Origin of the sequence: Geminicoccus sp. (assembly GCF_036263595.1) — a bacterium.
Lineage (GTDB): Bacteria > Pseudomonadota > Alphaproteobacteria > Geminicoccales > Geminicoccaceae > Geminicoccus.
On sequence record NZ_DATAGQ010000158.1, the window covers coordinates 1 to 15378 of the forward strand.

Below are 15378 nucleotides of genomic sequence, written 5' to 3' on the forward strand. Positions count from 1 at the left end.
CGGTGCTCAAGCAAGCCGGTGTCACCACCATCATCGTCAGCCACCGCCCTTATGCGCTCCAGCGCGCCGACCATGTGCTCGTGCTGGAGGATGGCGCCGTCAGGCGCTTCGGCCCTCGCCAAGAGGTGATGGCCCAGCTCGTCCGTCCCGCCCGCGCCGCCTGACCACTGCCAGCCAAGGATGACCTCCATGTCCGAGAACAAGCTCGCCTCCCTGGCCGGGCAGACGTCGCTGCGCACGCCGCTGCTGGCCGGTGCTGCCATCGCACTCGCCTTCTTCGGCGGCCTGGGCGGCTGGCGGCGACCGCCCCCTTGGCCGGCGGTGCCATGGCCCCGGCCGTGATCGTGCCGGAAGGCAGCCGCAAGACGGTGCAGCACCTGGAAGGCGGCATCGTGCAGGCGATCCGGGTGAGCGACGGCAGCCATGTACGGCCGGGCCAGGTGCTGGTGGAGTTGGACGACACCCGCGCCAGGGCCGAGCACGCCGCGAGCTTCAGCGAATGGCAGGCGCTGACGGCCACCGAGGCCCGGCTCCTGGCCGAGCAGACGAGCGAGGACATGCCGGTCTTCCCGCCGCACCTGACGGACGCCGCCGCGGGCGATGCCGCGCTGGCGAGCCTGCTCTCGACCGAGGCGGCCCGGTTCCGCACCCGGAAAGAGGCCCTGGCCGACGGGCTGGCCGTGCTGGACAAGCGGATCCGGCAGGGCCAGGCGGAGATCGCCGGCTACGAGCAGGCGATCGTCAGTGCGGAGCGGCAGCTGGAACTGGTCGCCGAAGAGTTCGTGAGCGTGAAGGAGCTGTTCGACAAGGGCCTGGAGCGCAAGCCGCGCCTGCTGGCCTTGCAGCGCGCCCAGGCCCAGATCGAGGGCATGCGGGCACAGAGCGTGTCGGCCATCGCGCAGGCCCGGCAGGCGATCGCCGAGGCGCAGCGCCAGAAGGAGGCCATGCTCAGCGAGCGCGCGGAGCAGGTGGCGGGCGAGCTGGCGGCTGTCCGCCGTGCCCTCGCGACCAGCGGCGAGAAGCTGCGCGTGGCGGCCGACCGCCTGGAGCGCGCCGTCATCCGGGCGACGGTCGAGGGCACGGTCGTCGACCTGCGGGTGAAGACCATCGGCGGCATCATCGGCCCTGGCGAGCCCGTGCTCGACATCGTGCCGCAAGGCGACGCGCTCGTCCTGGAAGCGCGGGTGGCACCGGTGGATGTCGACGAGGTCCATGGCGGGCTGGAGGCGCGGGTGCATCTCCTGGCCTACAAGAGCCGCAACCTGCCGCAGATCATGGGCCGGGTCAGCGCCGTTTCGGCCGACCGGCTGACCGACGAGAAGACCGGGCAGCCCTACTACAGGGCCCGGATCAGCGTGGCGCCTGGCAGCCTGCCGGACGGCGTGACCATGACGGCCGGCATGCCGGCGGAAGTGATGATCGTCACAGGCGAAAGAACCGCCCTTCAATATCTTCTGCAACCGGTACGGGACCTCTGGCGGCGCGGCCTGAACGAAAGCTGAGAGCGCCGCCAGCGCACCGTATCTCGACGCCATTGAAACACGGGACGCGCCTTGCGGCCGTCAAACGGAAACATCCGTGGTTCAGAAGGACGTGTCACCGGCGGCCGGGAGGTCCGGCAGCCGCAACGAGGGAAAGGTTGCAGACGATGAGTACGATGATGATGACGAGCAGTGCCAGCCAGGCCACGAGTAGTTCCAGCTCGTTCAGCCAGATGCTGATGCGGCCCATCCAGTTCTACGCGGTGATCGCCGACCGCATCCGTCAGCGGAAGATGCTGGCCGAACTCAGCGACGAGATGCTCAAGGACATCGGCCTGAGCCGGATGGACGTGCGCGGCGAGTGCCGCAAGAACTTCTGGCAGGCTTGATGATTGACCACGCAGGATGCCGGAACGGGCGCCCTCGGGCGCCCGTTTTGATTCGTGGCGTTTCCTGGCTCGCGCCAGCGCCTTAGCGTCCGCCGCTGATATATTCCCGCATCGCGTCGGCCTCGGTCTGGATCTCGTCGATCCGGTACTTGACCACGTCGCCGATGCTGATGAGGCCGCAGAGCTGCCCGTCCTTGACGACCGGGATGTGGCGGATCCGCCGGTTGGTCATGGTGCCCATGATGGCGCTCAGGTCGTCCTGCAGGCTGCAGGTGATGACTTCCCTGGTCATGACACGCTCGACCGGCTCGCTCATCACACCAACGCCGCGCTCGGCGATCAGGTTCATGATCCCCCGGTCCGAAATGATGCCCTGGATTTCGCGCCCGTCCCTCGACACGACGAGAGAACTGATCCGGGACCGATGCAACGTCTGCATCGCCTCTTCCACGGTCACATCCGGTCCGATGGTGCGGACTTCCCTGCCCTTGACGCCCAGGATCGCATCGACATGCATGATGGGGCCTCCCTGCTTGGTTCTGCGGATCTTCCCGGAAGATCACAGTGTGACCGTCCAACGGCAAGATCGGCAAGCATGTTGCATCGGTCGCCGGCCCGCCACGCCTTCAGCCCGATGGCGCTTTGCGGGAGGACGCATCGTCGCGGGCACCCTTGAGCATCTCCGTCAGCCAGGTGACGAGAAGGCTGGTGTAGGCCTGCTGGCATGAGGGCTCGGACAGCCCGTGGTCCGCTCCCTGGATCAGCCGGTAGGTCAGCGAGCGGACATTCGTGAAGGCGGCCCGGTAGTTGGCGAACACCGGATGAGGAATGATGTCGTCGTGCTCGGATTCCACCAGGAGCACGTCGCCCTCGAACATCGCGCAGGCACCGAGCGCCCGGTTCTCGTCCGGGCTGACAAATCCCCGGCGATAGGCGGCAAGCTCGTACTTCTTGAGGTCTTCCTTGGGCCGTGCCCAGTCCTCGTCCTTGTAGAGGGCGGGCACGCGCAGTCCCAGGAGCCGGACCGGGCGCAGCGAGCTCAGGATGGCCGCGAGGTAGCCGCCATAGCTGCTGCCGACCACCGCGATGGTCGAGCGGTCGACATGCGGCTGCTCGACCAGCTTGTCGTAGGCGGCCATGACGTCGCGCAGATTGTCCTCCCGCGTCACCGCCTCCTGCCGGTTGCCTGAGCCGCCATGGCCGCGCAGGTCGATGGTCAGGCAGACACAGCCGAGCTTGGCGATCTCCCGCGCCCGCGTCAGGTACTGCTCCTGCGTACCGCCCCAGCCGTGGACGAACAGCACGCCCGGCACCATGGTCGCCGGGTTGACCAGCGTGCCCACGATATGCTCGCGGTCGACATCGATCCGGATCGTGCTGTCCCGCGTCGTCATGACGGCTCGACCACCGTGTATTTGAGGATCTGGCCCAACTCCGGGTCGACGCCGTCGAACGAGACAATAGCGCCAGCCGGCGCCTTCGTGCCGCCATAGCACTCGAAGGTCGAGGCTTGCACCGACGACAGGCGCGGATCGGCCTGGAATGCCTCGAGTGCGGCCACCTCGGCACCACTGGCGCCGCCAATTCGCCAGGACTGCTCCAGCACGCCGGACCGCCACTCGCCCCGTCCGTTCAGGCCCTGCGCCACGTCGTAGTTGCGCCTCGACGCGAAGAAGCCAGCGAACAGGTGGTCGGCGGCCGTGTCGTAGCGACGGGCCTGCACGATCGCGAGCCGGACATGCTCCGGCAGGTCCACGGCGAGAAGCGTGTCGAACCCGCCGCGCACGACATGGAGGTCCGATCCGCCATAGACGAGTTCACCGCGGTGGTCGCGGGTCAGGCGCTGCGATCCATGATAGCTGGCCGTCATGCCGCCGACCTGGACTTGGCCGACGCTGAGGGTGACGACGTCCACCAGGTTTTCTTCCAGGACGAGCCCATGACCGGCGATCTCCTGGGGGTCGATGGCCGCCAGCGCGGCATCCAGCGCGCTCGCGTCCCTGACCGTGACCTGGCCTCTGCCGCCTACGCCCAGCACGGACTTGAGGCGCACCGGTCCGTCCTCCAGGAGGAGGAGGCCGGCCCTGCGTGCGTCGTCCAGGCTGAAGGCGGCAAGGCCGGACAGGACCGCGTCCCGGACCTGCTCGGCAAAGGCAGCGATCCAGCCATCGGGTGCCACGGCATCCGGGCTGATGATCGGGTGGGTGATCGCCTTGGTCGCGATGAAGCTGTGCGGGACAACCGCGCCGAACAGATCGTCCGCGGAAAAGACGCCGAGCGCCTGGGCCCGCTCGATGTCCACCAGCGTATCACTGGGTACGAGATAGCAGCCGGTTGCTGGCCGATCGCGGAGATCCGGATGGTCCAGGTAGTCCAGCCCGAGCAGAGCACCCAGTCGCCTGGCGATTGCTGCGTGGGTAGTGCCTTCATGCCCGAGGGCATGGGCGCGGCCGCGCTCGGTATAGTTGGCGATCGAGCCCTGCCGGCGGGAAGTGGCCGTCGCACTCGGTTCCGCCGGCTGCAACGGCACCGAAACCGCCACGCTGCACGACAAGGAGTCGATGATGGCAGCTGTCGTCACGCCATTCTCTTCGTCTGGCCGCACTGCTGCAGCAAGCGAGCAAGGGCGCTGGAGGTTCCTGCCCGTTGGCGAGCCTACCTGTTCACTTGGCGGCTGTCCCGGTATGGTCCGTTTCTGATGCTCAGAACGACATGGCAACCAGCGATCACATGACGGCCGACGCCGACAAGACCGGGCAGGTCGACCACCTGCTCTCGACGCCGAACCTGGCGGGTGCGCTGGAGAGCGAGCAGTTCCGTCGCTTCCTGGACCAGATCCCGATTGCCATCATCGTCGCGGAGCTCAAGGACGAGGAGCGGATCGTCTACGTCAACCCTGAATGGGAGGAGCTGTCCGGCCAGGCCGTGACGGAGCTCGAGGGCCAGAGCTGGACGGCCCTGCGCGGCGAGGACTGCTCGGACCCGACCCGCAAGCTGGGCGATGCGGTCACCGAGATGGAAGACCGGGTGGGCGCGTTCCGTATCGAGCGGGCCGGACGCGAGCCGGCCGTGGTGGACGCCTATTCGAACCTGATCGAGGACGATCACGGCAAGGCCGCCTTCCGCCTTGCCGCCTTGGTGGACGTGCAGACGCACGCGCAGGAACAGCGGCAGGAGCTGGAGAGCCGCATCCTGGAGAAGGACACGCTTCTCAAGGAATTGCAGCACCGGGTACGCAACAACCTGCAGATGATCACGGCGCTGATCCGGCTGGAAGCGCACCAGGCGGGCGGCGTCCAGGACGAACGTCTCGCGCGGGTGGCCGGGCGCATCGATGCACTGAAGTACCTCTACCAGTCGCTGTCCGAGGACGCGCAGGGCGATGCCATCGATCTCGGCATCTATCTCAGCCAGATCGCATCCGCCGTGATGCGCGCCCACGCCACCGAAGGGGTGCGGCTGGACCTGAAGGTCGACAGCTTTCCCGTTTCCGTCAACGTGGCGATGCCTGCCGGGCTCGTGGTCAACGAGCTGCTAACCAACGCGCTCAAGCATGCCTTCGCCGACCGCGACGGCGGCGAGATCACCTTGCACAGCCTGGTGGACGACACTGGCTGCCGCGTCGTGGTCGCCGACAACGGTGCCGGCCTTCCCGAGGGCATGGAGTGGCCGCAGCCCGGCAAGCTCGGCGCCCTCATGGTCAAGTCCCTGCAGACCAATGCCAAGGCGACGTTCGAGCTGGAATCCGGTCCGAACGGGGGGACCAGGGCGATCATCTGCTTCGCCCGCAAGGCCGCAGCTCCGGGCAACGCCTGAGCCGAGGCCAGGTCGGCTCAGGCCTGGACAGACCCACGCCTGCCGGGCTCCGCGTCCGACTGGAACTCGTCCAGGCGGGCCTGTGCGATCAGCGCGAAGTTGCCATCCGGATACTTGGTCAGATAGGCCTCGAACAGTGCTGGATTGTCCGTGTCCTTCACGCTCTCCCAGAACGTGATCTCCACGACTGTCTCCTTGTCCATGGCGGGTGGCGACGCCACCGGTGCCTGGGACAGATGAGCGATCCGCGCGCGGGCCAGGGCGGCGAACTCTCCTTCCGGAAATCGTTCCAAGTAATGGAGGAAGTCCTCGACGTGCTCGCTGTTGGCGATAGCCTGCCACATCACCAGGTCGACGGCGATCGTCTCGGCGACAAGTTGCTCGGTGGACACGGCCGGGGGTTCCTCCACCGCTGGCTGCACGACCGCAGGCTGCGAGCCGTCCATGACGATCCTAAAGGCGCGGACCGGCCGGTCGATGTTCTTGACCTGCTGCTCGCCAAGATCCTCGAAGCGGAACGTGCCGAGATGGCGGATATGGTCGCGCACGCCGCGCGACACGCAGATCGCCCCCCCGCCGACCAGGCTCTGCAGCCGGGCCGCAATGTTCACGCCGTCGCCGAAGATGTCGCCGTCCTTGGCCATGACATCGCCGACATTGATGCCGATGCGGAACTGCATGCGCTGCGGGTCGGGCAGTGCGCCGTTCCTGGCCGCGATGGCCTGCTGGATCTCGATGGAACAGCGCACGGCATCGACGACGCTCGAAAATTCCGCCAGCACGCTGTCACCGGCCGTGTTCGCGATACGGCCGTGATAGCTGACGATCAGGTCGTCCACCACCTTGCGATGCGCGGACAGAACGGCCAGCGCCGCCTCCTCGTCCGCCGCCATGGCGCGGCTGTAGGCTTCTACATCCGCTGCGAGAATGGCCACCAGCCGGCGGTCGAGAGGAGGTGCTTCCATGTCATCCGGTCGCGCGTCGGGGATGGCCTGCGTCTTCACCGGAGTAAACACAGATCCAGCGACACGGTTGCCGGTCGATGCACCGATCCTCCATGCCCTCTACAGGGCATGGCCACGCCAGCACCTCCCAGGATCCCGGCATCCTAAAGGATCGAGGCGATGGCGTAGCTGCCGCGTGGCCCCTGGGTCAGCCCTGCGGTGCGAGCGGAGCCGCGCTGCGGCGGCGTCCACCGACCTTGATGTTGGGGACGAGACCAGGACCATTCAGCTTGCGCGGCCGGCCGGGGCCACGCTTGGGCGCCGTCTCGGCTGGGGCAGGCGTGGCTTCGCTCGTCTCCGCCGGATCTTCCGACGGCATGGCGGCCATTGCCTTCGGCAGGCGGGCCGGGCGCAGAACAAGCGCGCCGTCGACCATTTCCACGTCCAAGCGATCGCCAGTAGAAACTCCCAGCGTCTGGCGCGCATCTGCCGGGAGGCTGAGCCAGCCGTCGTAGTGAACTTGTATGGTAGTCATGCGTGAGGGCTTTATTGTTAGAGTTGTGACCGAGCACGGCCACAAAGCCATGTCGGAAGATGCCGGAGAGCGCAGGCGGGGCAGGTAAGCAGCCTGTCGGTCCACGCAATAGCATGAACCGCCACCCCACATCTAGCCGATCATCAATGCGCTTCAAGTCGTCATCGATACTGAATAGTTGGTTTTCGAGCATGCATGGGTTTTTCGGAAATCCATATCCTGGAAAATCACGTTAATAGGTTTATATTCCTATATATCCACCTGTTGTCGGGCTGACGTGTGCCTGCCGGCCGGTGAATTTCGTCGCGGCCCCTGGACTACCGGATCATTGCAAGGCAGGTCAGGCGCGCCAGGTCATGAGGATCGAGCGCATGGGCTTTCTTGATTGGGTTGGCATCCTCTGCGCCGTCGCGCTGCTCGCCAACTTCGTCAGCCTCGTCATTGCCATGGTCCGCTGCCGGCCGCGCATGGCATTCCTGCCAGCACCTGCCGACGCACCTGCCGTTTCCGTGGTGCGCCCGCTCTGCGGTCTGGACAATTTCTGCGAAGAAACACTGCGCTCGACCTACGAGCTCGACTATCCCGTCTATGAGGTCATCTTCTGCGTGGCGAGCGGATCCGACCCGGTCGTGCCGTTGGCGCGGCGCCTGATGGACGCCCACCCGCAAATCCCTTCCCGCCTGATCATCGGCGACGAGCCGGTGAGCGCCAACCCAAAGCTCAACAATTGCGTGCGGGGCTGGGACGCAGCCCGCCATGACTGGATCGTACTGGCGGATGCGAACGTCCTGATGCCGAGGGACTATCTGCAGCGCCTGCTGGCCAGCTGGCGGCCGGATACCGGGCTTGTCTGCTCCACGCCGATCGGTGCCAGGCCCGCAGGCTTCTGGGCCGAGGTCGAGTGCGCCTTCCTCAACACGCTGCAGGCACGCTGGCAGTATGTAGGCGAAGCGGTCGGGCTGGGTTTCGCCCAGGGCAAGACAATGCTCTGGCATCGCGACCTCCTGGAGCGGCACGGCGGCATCCGGGCGCTCGCGGCTGAGTTGGCCGAGGACGCGGCCGCCACCAAGCTGGTGCGGCAGGCCGGACGGCACGTGCACCTGGTCGACATGCCGTTCGAGCAGCCCTTGGGCTACCGGCCGGTCCAGGAGGTCTGGGCCCGGCAACTGCGCTGGGCACGCCTGCGGCGGGCGACGTTCCCACTGTTCTTCTTCCCGGAGATCTTCTCGGGTCCCCTCGTCATCGCACTGGCCGCCTCCCTGGCCGCCACCTCCTGGGGCTGGAGTCCGCTTACCACCGCAGCCGCCGTGTTCATGGCCTGGTACGTCCCGGAAGCCGTGCTCGCCCGGACGACCGGATGGCATTTTTCCTGGCGCATGCCCCTTGCCTTCCTGGCCCGCGACTTGGCGCTGCCGGTCTTGTGGACCGCCGCCTGGCTCGGTCACGATTTCGTGTGGCGCGGCAGCGCGATGACGGTTCGCGAAGCCCGCTCCTGATGCCGGGCCATTGATTGGCCCTCTCCGCTGCACGCCGTGGCGCCGGAACCGGGGGCGGGGCCGCCGGGTTCGTGCTGGTACTCGATATCCAGCGGACGGGAAGCTGACGACATGGCAGAGAAAGACCTGAAGGCGCTGTTCCTTCACCAGTTGAAGGACACGTATTACGCCGAGAACGCGATCGTGAAGGCGCTGCCGAAGATGGCGCAGGCGGCGCAGACCGAAGAGCTGCGTGGCGCGTTTGCCGTGCACCTCGAAGAGACCAAGAACCAGATCAAGCGGCTGGACCAGGTGTTCCAGAAGCTCGGCGAGCAGCCCCAGGGCGTCGAGTGCAAGGCGATCATGGGCATCATCGCGGAAGGCGACGAGGTCAGCGAAGAATTCGGCGGCAGCGCTGCGCTGGATGCCGGCCTGATCGCGGCCGCGCAGGCGGTCGAGCACTACGAGATCACCCGCTACGGTACCATGATTGCCTGGGCCAACCAGCTCGGCATGACGGACGTCCAGGATCTCCTCAAGGAGACGCTGGCGGAAGAGGAAAGCACCGACGAGCTCCTGTCCGAGCTCGCCGAGGATGCAATCAATCCGAAGGCGGCCTGATCTGCCAATGGGCCAGGACCTCGGGGTCCTGGCCTTATCTTCGCCGTCCATCGACCGCTAAGGGGCCACAGTGAGAGTACGTGACGTCATGACGGCCCAGGTGGTGACCGGCCGTCCCACCGACCCGGTGCAGCAGATCGCCCGGATCATGTCGGAGATCGACAGCGGGGTCGTGCCGGTCTGCGAGGGTGACAAGGTGGTGGGCCTCGTCACCGACCGCGACATCGTCCTGCGCGTGGTTGCCGAGGGGCGCGAGCTCGGCACGCCGGTGGCCGAGATCATGACCGAGGGCGTGCAGACCTGCCGGGACGACGACGACGTCGCTTCGGCCGCCGAGCAGATGGCCAGGCTGCAGATGCGCCGGCTGGTCGTGCTGGACGGCAACGACAAGCTGGCCGGCATCCTGTCGCTGGGCGACATCGCCGGCGAGGACCGCTCCAAGCATGTCGGGCGTGTCCTGGAAGAGATCTCCGACCCTGGCGACGAGCGGCGCTGACGGTTCAGACCAGGAGCGGCCGAAAGTACATGCCGGCTTCCACCCCGACCGTCCCGCCCATGCCGAACTTGAACCTGGACAGGCCGGGTGCGCGATCAGTCGCCACCCCGCCCAGATCGAGCCATTGGACACCGCGCTCGCGCAGCGCCAGCATGCCCTGCCACAGCAGCAGCCGCATGGCGTCGGTGCGCCGGCCGGCGTCGTCGGCATAGCCGATCAGGTAGGTCGCCGACCCATGGTGGACCTGCAGCCAGATGCCTGCCACCGGCACTCCCTTGCAGGCTGCCACCAGAACGAGCCGGTCGCGGCATCCCGGGCTCGCCTGCGCCATGCGTTCCAGGAACGGCACGGGCAGCGCCCGGTAGCCCACCTCACGGCGGTGGATGTCATGGCGCTGGGCCAGCCAGCGCACCGCCGAACCCCCATGCACCTGCCGGACCTGGAGGCCTTGCGCCTCTGCACGCACGAGCTGGTTGCGCCACTTGCCGTCCAGTCGCCGGCGCAGCTGGACATGGTCGGGCCGAAGGTCGATCCAGACGGTCGCATAGCCGGTCACGACCGGCCGAACCAGGCCGGCTGCGGGCTGCATCGGGCTCCACAGCAGAAGGCTGCGGCCCAGACTGGCACGAACGCTGCGATAGAGCTGGTCCTGCGCCGGTAGCAGATCGCCCGCGATGGGCAGCGGACCACGGGCAAGCAGCACCAGCCCGGCCCGGCCTGGCAACCGGCGCGCGGCGGCCTGCGCGACATGGTCCGGTCCCACCTTGAACCGCCTCACCAGCCGCCCGGCGGCCGCCATCGCCTGACCATAGGCGAAGGATTGCTGCAGCGGCACGCGCCCAGCCTCCCTCAGCAGCGCATGGAAGGAGGCGTCGTCGATCTCGCGCGAGTGATCGCCTTGCTCATTCATCCACCGGTTGATAGACGGGTGCCATGAGCGTTCGCAAGCCCCACGCCATTGCCGGTCGTGTCGTGCCGTCGCCGCGGCTGACGCTGCATGGCGCGATCATGATCGCCCTTTATGGCGGAACGCCGGTCCTGGCGCTGGGCCTGCTCCTGGACCTGCTGTTCTCGCTGATCGACTAGGCCGTCCGGCTCAGCCTGCCGCCTGCAGGGCGGCCGCCCACATCCTGCCGATCTCGCCCGATCCGCCCCCGACCGGATCGGTGGGGGGCAAGGGCACCGCGGCGATGCGGGCACGCGTGGCGGCATCGTCCGTCGCGTCGCGCAGCAGGTCGACCTCGGCACCCGGCGGATAGGCGCCCACGACCAGCAGGTCGGCCGAGGCATCCAGGTTCTGGTGCCCCACGCCCGCCGGAATCAGCACGGCATCGCCGCCCTGCAGATCGGCGTCCACGCCCGTGGCACCGCCCAGCCTCACCCGGACGCAGCCCCGGGCAATGCCTAGGACCTCGTGGCTGGTCGAGTGGAAGTGGGCGTAGGTGAAGATCCCGTTGCGCCAGGTCTGTCCCCAGCCGTTGCGCGTGAACAGCGCCTCGAACGCCTCGGGGCCGGGATCGGCGGGAAGCGCACCGCGCCACCAGAGGAGCGGCAGGCGGGGATGGTTCGGGATGGCGCCGGCATCGGTGAACTGGATGGCGTGAAAGCGGTCGCTGTCCTCGATCATGCCACTGCTCTCCTGGCGCACCGGTTGTACTGGATCCTTTTTACTTGCCGGCCACGGCGCAAACTCCATCCGCTGCACGTCGGTTCCATGTCGCTGCGGCATCCTTGATCAGGATCAATGTATCCGCCTGCATATCCGCTAATCTGTTCGACAGTAGCCGTCCAGCCAGGGAGCATCGCGGCCATGTCGACTTTCGTGGGTACTGCAGGCAACGACCAGCTCACTGGCACCGCGTCCAAGGACACGATCTTTGGCCGCACCGGCAACGATCTGCTGATCGGCGGTCTCAACAACGACGCCATCTACGGCGAAAAGGGCAACGATACCCTCTGGGGCCAGGACGGCGACGACCGGCTGTATGGCCAGACTGGCAACGATCTCCTGCGCGGCGGCAACGGCAATGACCAATTGCACGGCAATGACGGCAATGACCGCGTCTATGGCGCCGCCGGCAACGACCTCCTTTACGGGGACGCGGGCAACGACTTCCTGGATGGCGGGAGCGGCCGGGACACCCTCCTGGGCAACGCCGGTAACGACACGCTGTACGGCGGCAGCGGACGCGACCTGATCCGCGGCGGCGACGGCAACGACATCCTCGACGGCGGCGAAGGGATCTTCACCGACATCGGCAGTCCCGGGGATGACGATAAGATCTATGGGGATGGCGGCAACGACCGCATCATCGCCAGCTGGGGATCCGACCAGGTTTGGGGAGGTACCGGGAACGATTTCATCAGCGGCGATCTGGAGCCGCTCGTCGGCTACTACGACAACTTCGGCAACGATCTTCTCCATGGCGATGCTGGCCATGACGAGATGCTGGGGCAGGACGGCCAGGACCAGCTTTGGGGCGACGATGGCAATGACCGCCTTGACGGCGGTGGCGGCGAGGATGCGCTTCGAGGCGGCACAGGCAACGACCTGCTGGAAGGCGATGGCGTCTATTACGGCCACGACGACCTCCTGACCGGCGGCGCTGGCAGCGATGTCTTTCAGATGCGCGTCGCCTTCTTCGACGACCTGTTCATTGCCGACGATACGCAAGGCGGCGGCGTCGACCTCATGACCGACTTCGTGCGCGGGACCGACAAGCTGCGCATCGTCCAGGAAGACCTGGGAGGCATCCAGGAGTTCACGATCTCGGCGTTCGACAGCAATCGTGACGGCCGCGTGGACGGAGCTGACAAGGGCGTCGACCTCGTGCAACGGACCGTGGACGGCGTGACCAAGGCCTCCCTCTCGATCGACCTCGCCAGGGTCGATGCCATCACCGTGGATTCCGAGTACGTTTTTGATCCGTTCGTTGCGAAGATGCAGCTTTTCGACGTCACCAGACTGACGGCGGGCGACTTCGCCCCGCCTGCATGAGGGGAGTTCGATGACATCCTGCGCGCCGCTTGCTCTTATCCTGGTACTGCTCGCCGGATCGGCAGCGGCACAGGACCTCCCGGGCGACCCGGTCGAGGGCCTGGAATTCGCGCAAGGTTGGTGCAGCGAGTGCCATGCGGTGCTGCCCGACGACGTGGGTCCGCCGGACAGCGCGGCCCCCTCGTTCCTGGAGGTCGCCGACGATCCGGCCGTGACGGAGGCGGCCCTGCGGGCCTTCCTGCAGAGCTCGCACGAGAACATGCCGAACATCCGCCTGTCGCACGACCAGGCGGCGGACGTCATCGCCTACATCATGAGCCTGCGCGGCGAGGCGTACGCGCCTTGATCGCAGCAGCTGCGAGCTGAGCCAGGGGGCGCCGCTCAGTTCTCCGGCAGCGGCAGCATGATCCGGCCCTGCGCGTTGCTGGGGCCGAGCCCATAGGTCCGCTCGCGCAGCCAGTCGGCGAACATCTGCCGGTCGTCGAAGGCCGGCAGGTCGTCGAAGGGAACGGGCGTGCCGATGCGGACGCCGAGATCGGTGCCGATCCGTGCCGCGACCTCCTTGAACAGGAGGGACAGGCGCAGCGTCGCCGAGATCTGGCTGGCCAGCTGGAACAGCCGCGAGTTCTGGCCCTCGAAGAAGACCGGCACCACCGTGGCGCGGGTGGACTGCACGAGCTGGGCCGTGAACGGCTTCCAGCGCGGATCGACCGCCGGCAGGAAGGGCTTCTCCGACGTGCTGACCGTGCCGCCCGGGAACACGGCGACGCAGCCGCCATCCTTCACGAAAGCGCGGGCCGCGTTGCGCGAGGCGAGGTTGGTGCGCAGCGCCGCTTCCGTCGCCGTGAAGTCGATCGGGAGGAGGAAGTCGCGGATGTCCTCGACCCGGTAGAGCACGCTGTTGACCAGGATCTTGAAGCGCTGGCGCCGCTTGGCCAGGAGCCAGCCCATCACCAGCCCATCCAGCACGCCATAGGGATGGTTCGCGACGACGATCAGCGGGCCCACCGCAGAGACCTCCCGCAGCGCCGCCTCGTCGTAGCGCACCCGCAGCTCCAGCCGGCGGATGGCGCCGTGCCAGAAGTCCTCGCCCATGGTGGGCCGGTTGCGCTGGTCCTCGTAGATCCGCTTCAGTCGCGGCTGGCCGGTCAGGCGCTCGATGCCCCTGATCGCCAGGCGCTTGACCGGGTAATGGCCGCTATCGGCATAGGAGAACTGCTCGACGGGCGGCATCCTGGCTATCCCGACATGGTGGACCCGTCGCGGGACTTGCACCCGACCCATGACAGGGACATGGCGGACTGGTGCGTGCGCGGTGCTCAGCGAATGTTCAGGTCGCGCCGTGCGGTCGAGATCGAGACGGTGAAGCCGGCGATGACGTCGACGAGGGTGAGGCAGAGGATCATCGCGTAGGTGGTCGTGGCGAATCGCTGGAACAGCAGGAACTCGATCAGCACGACCACGAACAGGCCCATCGACAGCAGATGGTCCAGGACCGAGCTGTTGCCGATCCGGGTGCTCTTCCAGATCTCCAGGTAGAGGAGGATGATCCCGAGCATGACCAGCAGGTCGCCGAGATGGAAGGTCAGGAGCGCGCCGGACGGCATGGCAAAGCTGGCGAGCTGCCAGTGGATGTCGATGCCGGTGATGGCCATGAAGTTGTAGGCGCCCACGACCAGCACGAGCAAAGGTACTGCAGCCAGCATCGGATCCGCCCGGCGGTTCAGGAATGCCCGCGCTCTTAGAGCAGTGCCTTGCCCGGCGAAAGGGGACCGGCAAGGCAAGTGAGCGGCAGACGCCCCTTGCGAGCGTACCCCCCGCCCTGGGATGATGGGCCGACAAGCTGATCGCAGGGAGTAGTACGCGATGAATCGGATCGACCTCGCCGGCCGGCGCGCCGTCGTCACCGGCGGTGCCCAGGGGATCGGCCGCGCGGTCGTCGAGCGCCTTCTCGACAGCGGCGCTTCTGTCTCCATCTGGGACCGGGACGACAACACCCTGCAACTGACGATCCACGAGCTGCACCAGCGCGGCAAGGTGCACGGCGCCTGCGTGGACCAGACCTCGCTCGAAACGGTCGAGGCCGCCACCAAGGCCACCGTGGCGGCACTGGGCGGCATCGACATCCTCGTGAACAATGCCGGAATCGCCGGCCCGGCCGCTCCTTTGTGGGAGTACCCCGTCGATGCGCTGCGCCAGGTGATCGACGTCGATCTCACCGGCGTGTTCTGGTGCTGCCGCTGCGTGGTGCCGCTGATGATCCAGCAGAACTACGGGCGGATCGTGAGCGTCGCCTCGGTCGCGGGCAAGGAAGGCAACCCGAACGCGGCACCCTACAGCGCCGCCAAGGCCGGCGTGATCGCGCTCACCAAATCGCTGGGCAAGGAGCTGGCGGGCTACAACATCGCGGTGAACTGCGTGACCCCCTCGCCCGCCAAGACCAGGATCCTCGACCAGATCACCGAGGAGCAGGTGAAGTACATGCTGGCCAAGGTGCCGCGTGGCCGGTTCGTGGACGTGAACGAGGCAGCCGCGATGATCGCGTGGCTGGTCTCCGAGGATAACAGCTTCACCACGGCCGCCACTTTCGACCTGTCGGGCGGCCGCACCACCTACTGACGAT

20 protein-coding genes are annotated in these 15378 nt (G+C 67.0%); 11 read left to right on the plus strand and 9 right to left on the minus strand.

Going from position 1 to position 15378, the window contains the following annotated elements; all coding sequences use genetic code 11:
* Nucleotides 1–189 precede the first annotated feature (189 nt).
* The 3 genes from VHL31_RS17105 (at nt 190) to VHL31_RS17115 (ending at nt 1870) form a co-directional block, all read left to right on the plus strand.
* Nucleotides 190–342, plus strand: coding sequence for a hypothetical protein (locus tag VHL31_RS17105; RefSeq protein ID WP_329662448.1), 153 nt, complete (start codon nt 190–192; stop codon nt 340–342).
* Nucleotides 327–1502: an HlyD family type I secretion periplasmic adaptor subunit gene (locus tag VHL31_RS17110; RefSeq protein ID WP_329662449.1), complete on the plus strand. Its 1176-nt coding sequence runs from the start codon at nt 327–329 to the stop codon at nt 1500–1502. The genes VHL31_RS17105 and VHL31_RS17110 overlap by 16 nt, the downstream gene beginning before the upstream one ends.
* A 146-nt stretch (nt 1503–1648) precedes the next feature.
* Nucleotides 1649–1870: a DUF1127 domain-containing protein gene (locus VHL31_RS17115; RefSeq protein WP_329662450.1), complete on the plus strand. Its 222-nt coding sequence runs from the start codon at nt 1649–1651 to the stop codon at nt 1868–1870.
* 82 nt (nt 1871–1952) lie between these two features.
* Here VHL31_RS17115 and VHL31_RS17120 read toward each other — a convergent pair whose 3' ends face one another.
* The 3 genes from VHL31_RS17120 to VHL31_RS17130 form a co-directional block, all read right to left on the minus strand.
* Nucleotides 1953–2387: a CBS domain-containing protein gene (locus VHL31_RS17120; protein ID WP_329662451.1), complete on the minus strand. Its 435-nt coding sequence runs from the start codon at nt 2385–2387 to the stop codon at nt 1953–1955.
* A gap of 109 nt (nt 2388–2496) precedes the next feature.
* Nucleotides 2497–3264: an alpha/beta hydrolase family protein gene (locus tag VHL31_RS17125; protein WP_329662452.1), complete on the minus strand. Its 768-nt coding sequence runs from the start codon at nt 3262–3264 to the stop codon at nt 2497–2499.
* Complete coding sequence (locus VHL31_RS17130; protein WP_329662453.1) at nt 3261–4451, minus strand: DUF3182 family protein; 1191 nt, start codon at nt 4449–4451, stop codon at nt 3261–3263. The genes VHL31_RS17125 and VHL31_RS17130 overlap by 4 nt, the downstream gene beginning before the upstream one ends.
* Before the next feature lie 149 nt (nt 4452–4600).
* Between VHL31_RS17130 and VHL31_RS17135 the strand changes: the two genes are divergently transcribed.
* Nucleotides 4601–5686 (plus strand): sensor histidine kinase, encoded by a 1086-nt coding sequence (locus VHL31_RS17135; RefSeq protein WP_329662454.1) that lies wholly within the window; start codon nt 4601–4603, stop codon nt 5684–5686.
* A 17-nt stretch (nt 5687–5703) separates the two neighbouring features.
* Here VHL31_RS17135 and VHL31_RS17140 read toward each other — a convergent pair whose 3' ends face one another.
* Entirely contained in the window at nt 5704–6651 is a 948-nt protein-coding gene (locus tag VHL31_RS17140) for an adenylate/guanylate cyclase domain-containing protein (protein WP_329662455.1), read from the minus strand.
* Nucleotides 6652–6838: 187 nt separating this feature from the next.
* Nucleotides 6839–7297, minus strand: coding sequence for an AbrB/MazE/SpoVT family DNA-binding domain-containing protein (locus VHL31_RS26985; protein WP_414653760.1), 459 nt, complete (start codon nt 7295–7297; stop codon nt 6839–6841).
* Between the two features lie 224 nt (nt 7298–7521).
* Between VHL31_RS26985 and VHL31_RS17150 the strand changes: the two genes are divergently transcribed.
* The 3 genes from VHL31_RS17150 to VHL31_RS17160 all read left to right on the plus strand — a co-directional run bounded on the left by VHL31_RS17150 (nt 7522) and on the right by VHL31_RS17160 (nt 9757).
* The gene (locus VHL31_RS17150) at nt 7522–8661 is read left to right on the plus strand and encodes a ceramide glucosyltransferase (protein WP_329662457.1); all 1140 of its coding nucleotides are present in this window, start codon (nt 7522–7524) and stop codon (nt 8659–8661) included.
* 111 nt (nt 8662–8772) lie between these two features.
* A complete protein-coding gene (locus VHL31_RS17155) occupies nt 8773–9261 on the plus strand; it encodes a ferritin-like domain-containing protein (protein WP_329662458.1) in 489 nt (162 codons plus the stop codon).
* 70 nt (nt 9262–9331) lie between these two features.
* A complete protein-coding gene (locus VHL31_RS17160) occupies nt 9332–9757 on the plus strand; it encodes a CBS domain-containing protein (protein ID WP_329662459.1) in 426 nt (141 codons plus the stop codon).
* Nucleotides 9758–9761: 4 nt separating this feature from the next.
* Here the strand turns inward: VHL31_RS17160 and VHL31_RS17165 are convergent, their stop codons facing one another.
* Nucleotides 9762–10667, minus strand: coding sequence for a GNAT family N-acetyltransferase (locus VHL31_RS17165; RefSeq protein WP_329662460.1), 906 nt, complete (start codon nt 10665–10667; stop codon nt 9762–9764).
* Between the two features lie 23 nt (nt 10668–10690).
* On the opposite strand from VHL31_RS17165, the gene VHL31_RS17170 reads away from it, so the two are divergent.
* Nucleotides 10691–10843, plus strand: a complete 153-nt coding sequence (locus VHL31_RS17170) for a hypothetical protein (protein ID WP_329662461.1) — start codon at nt 10691–10693, stop codon at nt 10841–10843.
* Between the two features lie 10 nt (nt 10844–10853).
* Here VHL31_RS17170 and VHL31_RS17175 read toward each other — a convergent pair whose 3' ends face one another.
* On the minus strand, nt 10854–11384 hold the full coding sequence (locus tag VHL31_RS17175) for a hypothetical protein (RefSeq protein WP_329662462.1): 531 nt from the start codon (nt 11382–11384) through the stop codon (nt 10854–10856).
* A gap of 183 nt (nt 11385–11567) precedes the next feature.
* Between VHL31_RS17175 and VHL31_RS17180 the strand changes: the two genes are divergently transcribed.
* Together VHL31_RS17180 and VHL31_RS17185 are read left to right on the plus strand one after the other, a co-directional pair.
* Nucleotides 11568–12755 (plus strand): calcium-binding protein, encoded by a 1188-nt coding sequence (locus VHL31_RS17180; protein ID WP_329662463.1) that lies wholly within the window; start codon nt 11568–11570, stop codon nt 12753–12755.
* Between the two features lie 10 nt (nt 12756–12765).
* Entirely contained in the window at nt 12766–13101 is a 336-nt protein-coding gene (locus tag VHL31_RS17185) for a cytochrome c (RefSeq protein ID WP_329662464.1), read from the plus strand.
* Between the two features lie 35 nt (nt 13102–13136).
* Here the strand turns inward: VHL31_RS17185 and VHL31_RS17190 are convergent, their stop codons facing one another.
* The gene (locus VHL31_RS17190) at nt 13137–13988 is read right to left on the minus strand and encodes a lysophospholipid acyltransferase family protein (RefSeq protein ID WP_329662465.1); all 852 of its coding nucleotides are present in this window, start codon (nt 13986–13988) and stop codon (nt 13137–13139) included.
* A gap of 86 nt (nt 13989–14074) precedes the next feature.
* On the minus strand, nt 14075–14461 hold the full coding sequence (locus VHL31_RS17195) for a hypothetical protein (RefSeq protein WP_329662466.1): 387 nt from the start codon (nt 14459–14461) through the stop codon (nt 14075–14077).
* Between the two features lie 160 nt (nt 14462–14621).
* On the opposite strand from VHL31_RS17195, the gene VHL31_RS17200 reads away from it, so the two are divergent.
* Complete coding sequence (locus VHL31_RS17200; RefSeq protein ID WP_329662467.1) at nt 14622–15374, plus strand: SDR family NAD(P)-dependent oxidoreductase; 753 nt, start codon at nt 14622–14624, stop codon at nt 15372–15374.
* Nucleotides 15375–15378 lie beyond the last annotated feature (4 nt).

Coding starts and splice junctions, on each gene's coding strand:
- VHL31_RS17105 (WP_329662448.1), top strand. CDS start 190: ATGTCCGAGAACAAGCTCGCCTCCCTGGCCGGGCAGACGTCGCTGCGC.
- VHL31_RS17110 (WP_329662449.1), top strand. CDS start 327: ATGGCCCCGGCCGTGATCGTGCCGGAAGGCAGCCGCAAGACGGTGCAG.
- VHL31_RS17115 (WP_329662450.1), top strand. CDS start 1,649: ATGAGTACGATGATGATGACGAGCAGTGCCAGCCAGGCCACGAGTAGT.
- VHL31_RS17120 (WP_329662451.1), bottom strand. CDS start 2,387: ATGCATGTCGATGCGATCCTGGGCGTCAAGGGCAGGGAAGTCCGCACC.
- VHL31_RS17125 (WP_329662452.1), bottom strand. CDS start 3,264: ATGACGACGCGGGACAGCACGATCCGGATCGATGTCGACCGCGAGCAT.
- VHL31_RS17135 (WP_329662454.1), top strand. CDS start 4,601: ATGACGGCCGACGCCGACAAGACCGGGCAGGTCGACCACCTGCTCTCG.
- VHL31_RS17140 (WP_329662455.1), bottom strand. CDS start 6,651: ATGGAAGCACCTCCTCTCGACCGCCGGCTGGTGGCCATTCTCGCAGCG.
- VHL31_RS26985 (WP_414653760.1), bottom strand. CDS start 7,297: ATGTGGGGTGGCGGTTCATGCTATTGCGTGGACCGACAGGCTGCTTAC.
- VHL31_RS17150 (WP_329662457.1), top strand. CDS start 7,522: ATGAGGATCGAGCGCATGGGCTTTCTTGATTGGGTTGGCATCCTCTGC.
- VHL31_RS17155 (WP_329662458.1), top strand. CDS start 8,773: ATGGCAGAGAAAGACCTGAAGGCGCTGTTCCTTCACCAGTTGAAGGAC.
- VHL31_RS17165 (WP_329662460.1), bottom strand. CDS start 10,667: ATGAATGAGCAAGGCGATCACTCGCGCGAGATCGACGACGCCTCCTTC.
- VHL31_RS17170 (WP_329662461.1), top strand. CDS start 10,691: ATGAGCGTTCGCAAGCCCCACGCCATTGCCGGTCGTGTCGTGCCGTCG.
- VHL31_RS17175 (WP_329662462.1), bottom strand. CDS start 11,384: ATGATCGAGGACAGCGACCGCTTTCACGCCATCCAGTTCACCGATGCC.
- VHL31_RS17180 (WP_329662463.1), top strand. CDS start 11,568: ATGTCGACTTTCGTGGGTACTGCAGGCAACGACCAGCTCACTGGCACC.
- VHL31_RS17185 (WP_329662464.1), top strand. CDS start 12,766: ATGACATCCTGCGCGCCGCTTGCTCTTATCCTGGTACTGCTCGCCGGA.
- VHL31_RS17190 (WP_329662465.1), bottom strand. CDS start 13,988: ATGCCGCCCGTCGAGCAGTTCTCCTATGCCGATAGCGGCCATTACCCG.
- VHL31_RS17195 (WP_329662466.1), bottom strand. CDS start 14,461: ATGCTGGCTGCAGTACCTTTGCTCGTGCTGGTCGTGGGCGCCTACAAC.
- VHL31_RS17200 (WP_329662467.1), top strand. CDS start 14,622: ATGAATCGGATCGACCTCGCCGGCCGGCGCGCCGTCGTCACCGGCGGT.